Annotated in this window: 6 protein-coding genes; all 6 read left to right on the top strand. The window is 35.0% G+C overall.

Translation table 11 applies throughout. The features are described 5' to 3' along the window. Positions 1-178: 178 nt before the first annotated feature. Entirely contained in the window at positions 179-1,108 is a 930-nt protein-coding gene (locus J3U19_RS11340; protein WP_267346357.1) for a hypothetical protein, read from the top strand. Positions 1,109-1,137: 29 nt separating this feature from the next. Then, a complete protein-coding gene (locus tag J3U19_RS11335) occupies positions 1,138-5,136 on the top strand; it encodes a toxin VasX (RefSeq protein WP_267346355.1) in 3,999 nt (1,332 codons plus the stop codon). A gap of 11 nt (positions 5,137-5,147) precedes the next feature. Beyond that, complete coding sequence (locus J3U19_RS11330) at positions 5,148-5,987, top strand: DUF6708 domain-containing protein (protein ID WP_267346354.1); 840 nt, start codon at positions 5,148-5,150, stop codon at positions 5,985-5,987. A gap of 46 nt (positions 5,988-6,033) precedes the next feature. Next, entirely contained in the window at positions 6,034-6,858 is an 825-nt protein-coding gene (locus J3U19_RS11325) for a DUF6708 domain-containing protein (RefSeq protein WP_267346353.1), read from the top strand. Between the two features lie 46 nt (positions 6,859-6,904). Then, positions 6,905-7,732: a DUF6708 domain-containing protein gene (locus tag J3U19_RS11320; protein ID WP_267346351.1), complete on the top strand. Its 828-nt coding sequence runs from the start codon at positions 6,905-6,907 to the stop codon at positions 7,730-7,732. A gap of 46 nt (positions 7,733-7,778) precedes the next feature. Continuing rightward, on the top strand, positions 7,779-8,347 hold a 569-nt coding region (locus tag J3U19_RS11315; protein ID WP_267346349.1), incomplete at its 3' end, for a DUF6708 domain-containing protein.

The raw sequence follows: 8,347 nt of genomic DNA, 5'->3' as shown, positions 1-8,347 counted from the left end.
TTATTTGTGGAGGCTCGTACATCAAAATCAGCGAGGCGGGGATCGAGCTTGGCTCGCCAGAGAATGTTTATCTTAAATGTAATGCAATGCAAAAAATGTCGCCTGCGACCCTAAACAAAAAAATTCAACTAAAATCAAGCGAGTTAGATGTTAAACTCTGTACCGAAATGGATTAAATATGCTTAGAGAATTAAATAAAAGAGCCAGTTTCAACAAATATCGCTATCTTTTAGTTGATAATAAAATCGTACTTAATTCAGTCAGTCCATTATCACGTAGAGGATTACAGAGTTTATATGGTGAAGATAAATCATTTGGTGAAAAAAAACTTACAACGGTTTTACGCACTGATCTAGATTATGATCCAAGCGTATGCCCGACATTAGTTACGCTTGCTGAACCTTATCAATTTTTAGAGCAAGCAATCATTGATAAAATCACAATGCAAGCCTCGGTTGAATGTTTTTGGTCAACACGATATATCTGTGCATTTATTGTCACTGACCTTAAACCGTCAATATTGGCAAAACAGATTATTAATATTGGAAATCACATCGCTAAAACATTGCGACAACATTATTACCCCTTTTTTGAACCTTTCCGGATGCAATTTTTACAGGAACTTGGTTCAAACCAAGACAACGCATGGCTTAAAGCGCAATTTTCACAAATTGAAAACTATTATTATCCGTCAATACACAATGGCGAATTTATTCCTTATATAAGCGATCACGAATCAACAATAGAACAAGGTTGGAGTACGGAATACGGTGAGCGTTTAAAAAAATTAAGGGTCATTCGCACGCTTGTTAATGCATGGGCAAATAACCGCACACAATTTGAAGAACAAAAAAATGTGCCACTTGAAAAGCAGGTAATTATACAGGCAACACAACTAATTGAACAAGCTGACAAATTAGGCTTAACCGATGCCGCCGATATCCTGTTTTGGGGATTAAATGGATTACGGTATCAACATCTATTTACTACACATCCACAAGTACTGAAACAAATACCTAAAGCCCAACTGGCGCCCGGTACATTTTCTAAACATGTCATTGACGCCAAGATTAACCTTGAAAGCCAAATCCATTTACTGACAGAATAAAGAAAAAATAAAGAATTAAAGAGTATAAGATGAATAAAACAGAAAACATCGCCATTGAAAATAAAAACGAAGCCAGTGGTAATTGCCTGGCGTGTGGTCGAACAGGAATACCGGTATTTTTATTGCGTCAGGCGGTGATAAAAATGAAAGGTCACAAAACGGTTGAGGCGAATCCCGATTATCAAGAATTGGCAAATTATCCAAAAAATTTAAATTTTAAATCACGAATGCCCGATGAAAAACTGATCGAATACGGTTATATTTTACGGATTTTGCGAAACGGTTACATCTATGTGATGCAACAACAAGGCGAAGATATAAATAATCGAATGATGCAAACCTATGAATGTGTTGAAGGGGCGTTAAGATTAAGAAACCATCACCAACTTACTTATACCGAACCAAGACCGATATCAAAAGCCTGTAAAAACTACTGTCACACTATTCCGGCAGCATTTATTCATCTACAAGAGGACTATACTCAAGCATGGGTAGCATACAGTGCACAACCTTGGAGTACAACAGCCGTTGAAGATTATCTAAAAGAGCAAGACAATCAAGTATTATCCCGTTTTACCAAAATAGATATTACTGATTTAGCTCAGTCACCGGCAGAAGCAACCGGTAACCGGGCTGTCCCGTTTACCGATATCTTTGGTCAGGTAAATAATACCGAAACCCCCAGCAAAGTATTAGAGTTTCGTTTTGATGATAATGAATTACCTTTCTTTGAATCGGCGCATCCCTTTAACAGTTTTAAACAGCAAAAACAACAATTTGCAACGCATGTGAGCAACTTATACTCAAAGGGAAAAGCAATATCGTGTGGGGTGGTATTAGAAGATACCTTTGGCATTGCCGAAGAACTTAACACACAGCGCGTTGTGCATCTGCGTATATTTAATGAAACGCCCTTAACACAAAACGAAATATCGTTAGCAGAACAGCAAATTGATAGTTTTGAAAGCTTAGAACACGCAACCGAAATTTACGAGCAACGCGCAAAAAACATGTTCAAAACCATTAATCCTGATTTACAGCGACAATTTAATTATTATAAACCGGTTATGTTCAAAAAACGCATAATATTGCAATTAATTGAACAATACCAATCTTCTATCATATCCGCTTATAATCAAGAAATGGCAAGAGAATTAAGAAGGATTGAAAATTTTAAAAATTCGGGTCTGGACACTGTAGGCTATAATGGCATTCCCGAATCGACAAGAATGCTCACTCGTGTAAGCCGTTTAGGTGAAGAAAAAAGGGAAAAGCTTAAGGATTTTGATGAATGCATCGATCAAGGTAAAATTGAAAAATTCACTATTAAATTAGAAGAAGCATATAAAGAAGTAGTTAACTACCATAAAGAGTGGTCAATAGACTATTTTACGTATGCACGTTGGTTATTTGGCAAAGACGGCTTTACCTCAACATTTACTGAAACAAAACCGCTTAGTGTCAATATCAACCATTTTTGGCAACGTGAATTTGATTTTAGCAGTCAAGAAACGCAGCTAGTCTATCAATCGCAAGTGACAAATATGTTACTCGATACCACCCATTCCGAAATAAAATTGGATGAAGATAGCGCATTATGGGACGAACTACTTAGTAATTCTGAAAGCATTTACTATATCAGTGAATATAACAACGTTAAAGGTATCGATCGTGATGAGACTGTTTACGTCGATTTAGAAAACAACCAATTGTTAACACCTAAAGATGTGGTATCGAATGCAACCAACTTTTTGGGGACGGTTTATAATGCCTCGGTAAAACATAAAATTGAAACAGACACCAATCAAAAAATCAAAATATTAGAAAAAAACAAAGCTGAGCTTGAAATTAGAATCGAACGAAACAAACAGAAAATAGACGAACTTGCTCAACAAAAAAAACAAATTCCAGTTAGTGATCCTATAGCGCAAAATGAACTTAGGCGCCAAAAACAGGTTTATGAAAAAAAACTTATTGATTTAAAGAGGAATCTCGAAGCGATCAATAAAGAGTTAGCCAATATAGCCGATCCAAACTCATCGCCAACTTTCATGGCTGAGTCAGGCGAAAGTTTACTCAATCGTACCGCATTGAAAAAACAAGCAATACTAGCAAAAGATATCAAACGCAAACCGATCGAATCTCAGTGGATGCGATTAAACGCTTTTGACGAACTAGCTAAACTCGGAGCGCTACCGGTTGAGATTAACGTACAGATTAGACCTGAAAATATTGTTAAAATCCAAAATCTTTTTACGCAAATGCATCGTGGATTTTACAACAGGGGCATCTATCACCCGCATGAGTTGGAACTTTTACACAGTATTGAAATTGATGAACAGGTCACCAAAACAGGAACAACCAAAACTAAAAAAGTGAAGTTCACATTATGTTTTCCCGATCAAGCCAGTAAAACTGTGTTTGTGGACTTTATTAACAGCACTAATGGTACATTAAGTCCGCATAACTTAAAACAATTTATAGAACAGAACTACAAACAGTATTTCCAATTAATTTATAAACAAAAAAACCTGTTAGAAAATATAGACATTAATGAAAAAGGAAGAGCGACAACCGCTGATATATTAGAAAAAACCAGTGATGAAGCCATTGCCAAAGCTAAAGCGGATATTGAAAAACAAAGTTCAGCTGCAACAACAGCAATAAACCAAATGGAACAGAAACAAGACACAATTGACAGTAAAATTAGAGTAAAAACAGCGAGTAAAGACGTACGGATTGGTCAAAAAACGTTTAAAGTGAATTTGGCGGTAAGCGGTATATTAGGTACCATTACCCTAATGAATATGAGCGATATGCTTAAAGAGTGGGATGAGTTTAAAGAAGGTAATGGCGAACTTGATTTAAGAGCACAAATGGTTAATTCACTAATTTCTCTGATATTGACTGGCATAGATTTAACCAGTCAATATAAAAATATTCATCTCAATATGCAATTAATTCAAGGCATCAATGCAGGAAAAGATATAGCAAGCTTAGATGCTAAAATCAGATTGAATTCCATGATATCTAAAACGGTTGGTGTCGCTACAGCAGCGATTACCGTACTCGAAGCTTTTGGTGAGTTAAGAAGTGCATGGGATATGAGGAATATGGAGGACTCTTCTTACTTTTATATGAGAACTACAGGTGCTGGTATTATAATTTTGGGCGCTATAGTAGCATTAATGGGTTCATTGTTAAGTGCAATTGTGGGAATTATCTTTTTAGTTGGTGGTAGCATTGCGATTTTATTTAGTAAAAAGTACGACAATTTTACTGCTATTCAACATTGGTTAAATCGCTGTTACTTTGGTGTACAACAAGAATTTGACTATTTAGACTATCAAGCTTACCACGAAGACGAGTTATACACTCACAGTGGTTTTGGTTTGGCGCTCAATGACTATGCGGTTATGACCTATAATATCCAAACCTTTGTTCGTTTAAAACCGCTGTATCATCCACCAGGAACGTCATCCCAGCCTGGTGCCCCCAATCTGTTTCAACGCCATATCTATTTTTATTTGGATATTCCTGACTTTGCGAAATACCATCAAAACGAAAGCGCCACTGCGCTAATTCGGTTATTTATTAATGATTACCCAAATCTAAAAACCGAACCAGACCCAATACCAGAAAAATATATCGACTTTAAGTACCGTATCACGTCACATAAAATAGAGTTAATAGCAATCAGCAAAAACTATGGGGATCTTAATCTTATCTGGACAGACAAAGCCGCCTATTTTGAAAGGTATGATCGTAATCGCGATATACTAGGGCGCCCGATGACCGACTACTATAAACTTGACGAACCAGACGAATTTATATTAAACCAATCAACGCCTGGCTTAACAGCTGAAAAACACAATGACGACACGCCATTAGCCAATGAATTAATCATAAATAAATGGATGGCAGGAACTATAGGTGCAATTAATATTCCAAAATATCAGATAATTATTCAATATAATAACCGTGAAGATGTGCCTTTAATCATAACCAAAAAAAATAAGATAAAATAAGGAGTAAAACAATGCCCTCAAAATATCAACCCCAAATACTTGGTTGGATCGGTGATTTAGAAAAAGGCGGTAACTATTTAACAGGTGCCGATCGGCGTTTATTGTATGCTAATGATAATTATTGCGTTTTTATACGTAAAACTTTATTCGATCAACTTTTTTATCTATCATTATGTTTCATAATGCTATGTGTTAGTGGTGCAGTTCTTTTTTTTGGTACTAAATTATGTCATCTCCTTTTAAGGTTCAAAAATAAAGAAGATTTATTCGTATTCATTATTATAACAATCTGTTTAATCACTTGTATTTTTGCTTTATACGCTATAATTCTTCCTTGTTTATTTCAAAACCTTTTTACTCGTAAAGGATCCCCCATTATTTTTAATCGTAAAACCGGTAAAGTGTATATCAATGAAAGCTATTTTTTTAATTTTAAAGTATTACGCAATCCGTTAACCTTTTTTCACCCGAGTAAAAAACGTATTAAAGAGTATGACTGGGCGTATCTACAAGGGGTGGTGGTGCATAACTATTCCCGATATTCCCTCAATAGCACCATATTAATGGTGTGCAAACCCAATACCAATAAAACCATCGACCATATTATGTTAGATCCGCTACGCAATGGCATTGGTAGTTATCAGGTCTGGGGTTGGGTCAATAATTTTATGTGTGCGAACGATTTAATCAGCTTGAACGATGGCAAATTTAAATGGGAACAAGAAACCCAATTTAAAAAAGAGATTATAAAAGGTCAAGGTTGGCCAGACTGGATGGTCGAAGCATTTAATGCCACCACGCATGACGAGCTAGCTGATATCAAACAAAAGTATAATGTTAAAGCATCATAATAAACTTGGATATAACGCTATACAATAAGGAATCAGGAGTAAAACCATGCCATCAAAATATCAACCCCAAATCCTTGGATGGATAGGTGATTTAGATAAAGGCGGTAACTATTTAACAGGTGCCGATCAACGTTTATTGTATGCTAATGATAATTATTGTGCTTTTATTCGTAAAAAATTATCAGATCAAATATTCTATACATCTATTTTCTTAGTTGTTTTTTTTCTTTCGTTAATTGTAATTTATATGTTTTTTTTGTTAATTTTCGGTTTGGATCCCAAAAAACAAAATTTGATTTTTATTATAGTTATTATTGGATTACTAACTTCTTTGTTTACATTGTATATTTCTATCCCCGAAATATATCAAAATTTATTTACACGTCGGGGAAGCCCCATCATTTTCAATCGCAAAACCGGTAAAGTGTATGTCAATGAAAGCTATTTTTTCAATTTTAAGGTATTACGTAATCCATTAACTTTTTTTCACCCAAGTAAAAAACGCATTAAAGAGTATGACTGGGCGTATTTACAAGGGGTAGTGGTGCATAACTATTCCCGATATTCCCTCAATTCCACCATATTAATGGTGTGCAAACCCAATACCAATAAAACCATCGACCATATTATGTTAGATCCGCTACGCAATGGCATTGGTAGTTATCAGGTCTGGGGTTGGGTTAATAATTTTATGTGTGCGAACGATTTAATCAGCTTGAACGACGGTAAGTACAAATGGGAACAAGAAACCCAATTTAAAAAAGAGATTATAGAAGGTCAAGGTTGGCCCGAATGGATGGTCGAAGCATTTAATGCCACCACGCATGAGGAGCTAGCCGACATCAAACAAAAGTATAATGTTGAGTCATAATAAGCTTGGATATAACGCTATACAATAAGGAATCAGGAGTAAAAGCATGCCATCAAAATATCAACCCCAAATTCTTGGTTGGATCGGTGATTTAGATAAAGGCGGTAACTATTTGACGGGTGCCGATCAACGTTTATTATATGCCAACGATAATTATTGTGCATTTGTTCGTAAGACATTATCTAACCAGTTTTTATATTTATGTATTTTTTTTATGGTGTTTGTTTGTTTGATACCTGTTATTTATGTCTGTATTTTACTAATGATAGATTTCTATCCTAAAAAGGAGTATTCAATACTGGTTTTAATTATTTTTATACAAATTATTTCGTTATTTGCAATCTATGTATCTATTCCTGAAATTTATCAAAATTTATTTGTACGTCGGGGAAGCCCCATCATTTTCAATCGTAAAACCGGTAAAGTGTATGTCAATGAAAGTTATTTTTTCAATTTTAAGGTATTACGCAATCCATTAACTTTTTTTCACCCAAGTAAAAAACGCATTAAAGAGTATGACTGGGCGTATCTACAAGGGGTAGTGGTGCATAACTATTCCCGATACTCTCTCAATAGCACCATATTAATGGTATGCAAACCCAATACCAATAAAACCATCGACCATATTATGTTAGATCCACTACGCAATGGCATCGGTAGTTATCTGGTCTGGGGTTGGGTCAATAATTTTATGTGTGCGAATGATTTAATCAGCTTGAACGATGGCAAATACAAATGGGAACAAGAAACTCAATTCAAAAAAGAGATTATAAAAGGTCAAGGTTGGCCAGACTGGATGGTCGAAGCATTTAATGCCACCACGCATGAGGAGCTAGCTAAAATCAAACAAAAGTATAATATTGAAGCGTCATAATAAGCTTGGATATAACGCTATACAATAAGGAATCAGGAGTAAAACCATGCCATCAAAATATAACCCCCAAATCCTTGGATGGATAGGTGATTTAGATAAAGGCGAAAATTATTTAACTGGAGCCGATCAACGTTTATTGTATGCCAATGATAATTATTGTGCTTTTATCCGTAAAACGAAATCAAATCAAATTTTTTATTTATTTATCAGTTTGATTTTAATTATTTTGTTAATTCCTACAATGGTGTTATTAGTACTTTTATTTTTTGTATATAATACTGAAAATGAATCAGAAATAGCAATTCTATCTATTTCGTCATTTATTCTTTGTTTTTTTGCAATCTACATTATTATTCCTGAATTTTACCACAACTTGTTTACTCGCCGAGGTAGCCCCATTATTTTCAATCGTAAAACAGGTAAAGTATATGTCAATGAAAGCTACTTCTTCAATTTTAAGATATTACGCAACCCTTTAACCTTTTTGCATCCCAATAAAAAACGTATTAAAGAATACGATTGGGCGTATTTACAAGGGGTGGTGGTGCATAACTATTCCCGATATTCCCTCAATTCCACCATTTTAATGGTGTGCAAACCCAATACCAATAAAAC

Origin of the sequence: Gilliamella sp. B2828, assembly GCF_026537125.1 — a bacterium.
Taxonomy (GTDB): domain Bacteria; phylum Pseudomonadota; class Gammaproteobacteria; order Enterobacterales; family Orbaceae; genus Gilliamella.
Note: the sequence above shows the minus strand (reverse complement) of the source record. Positions and strands in the feature narration are given on the sequence as shown.

What these genes read in the sequence shown, in the direction of transcription:
- J3U19_RS11340 (WP_267346357.1), top strand. Translation starts at nt 179, where the DNA reads ATGCTTAGAGAATTAAATAAAAGAGCCAGTTTCAACAAATATCGCTAT.
- J3U19_RS11335 (WP_267346355.1), top strand. Translation starts at nt 1,138, where the DNA reads ATGAATAAAACAGAAAACATCGCCATTGAAAATAAAAACGAAGCCAGT.
- J3U19_RS11330 (WP_267346354.1), top strand. Translation starts at nt 5,148, where the DNA reads ATGCCCTCAAAATATCAACCCCAAATACTTGGTTGGATCGGTGATTTA.
- J3U19_RS11325 (WP_267346353.1), top strand. Translation starts at nt 6,034, where the DNA reads ATGCCATCAAAATATCAACCCCAAATCCTTGGATGGATAGGTGATTTA.
- J3U19_RS11320 (WP_267346351.1), top strand. Translation starts at nt 6,905, where the DNA reads ATGCCATCAAAATATCAACCCCAAATTCTTGGTTGGATCGGTGATTTA.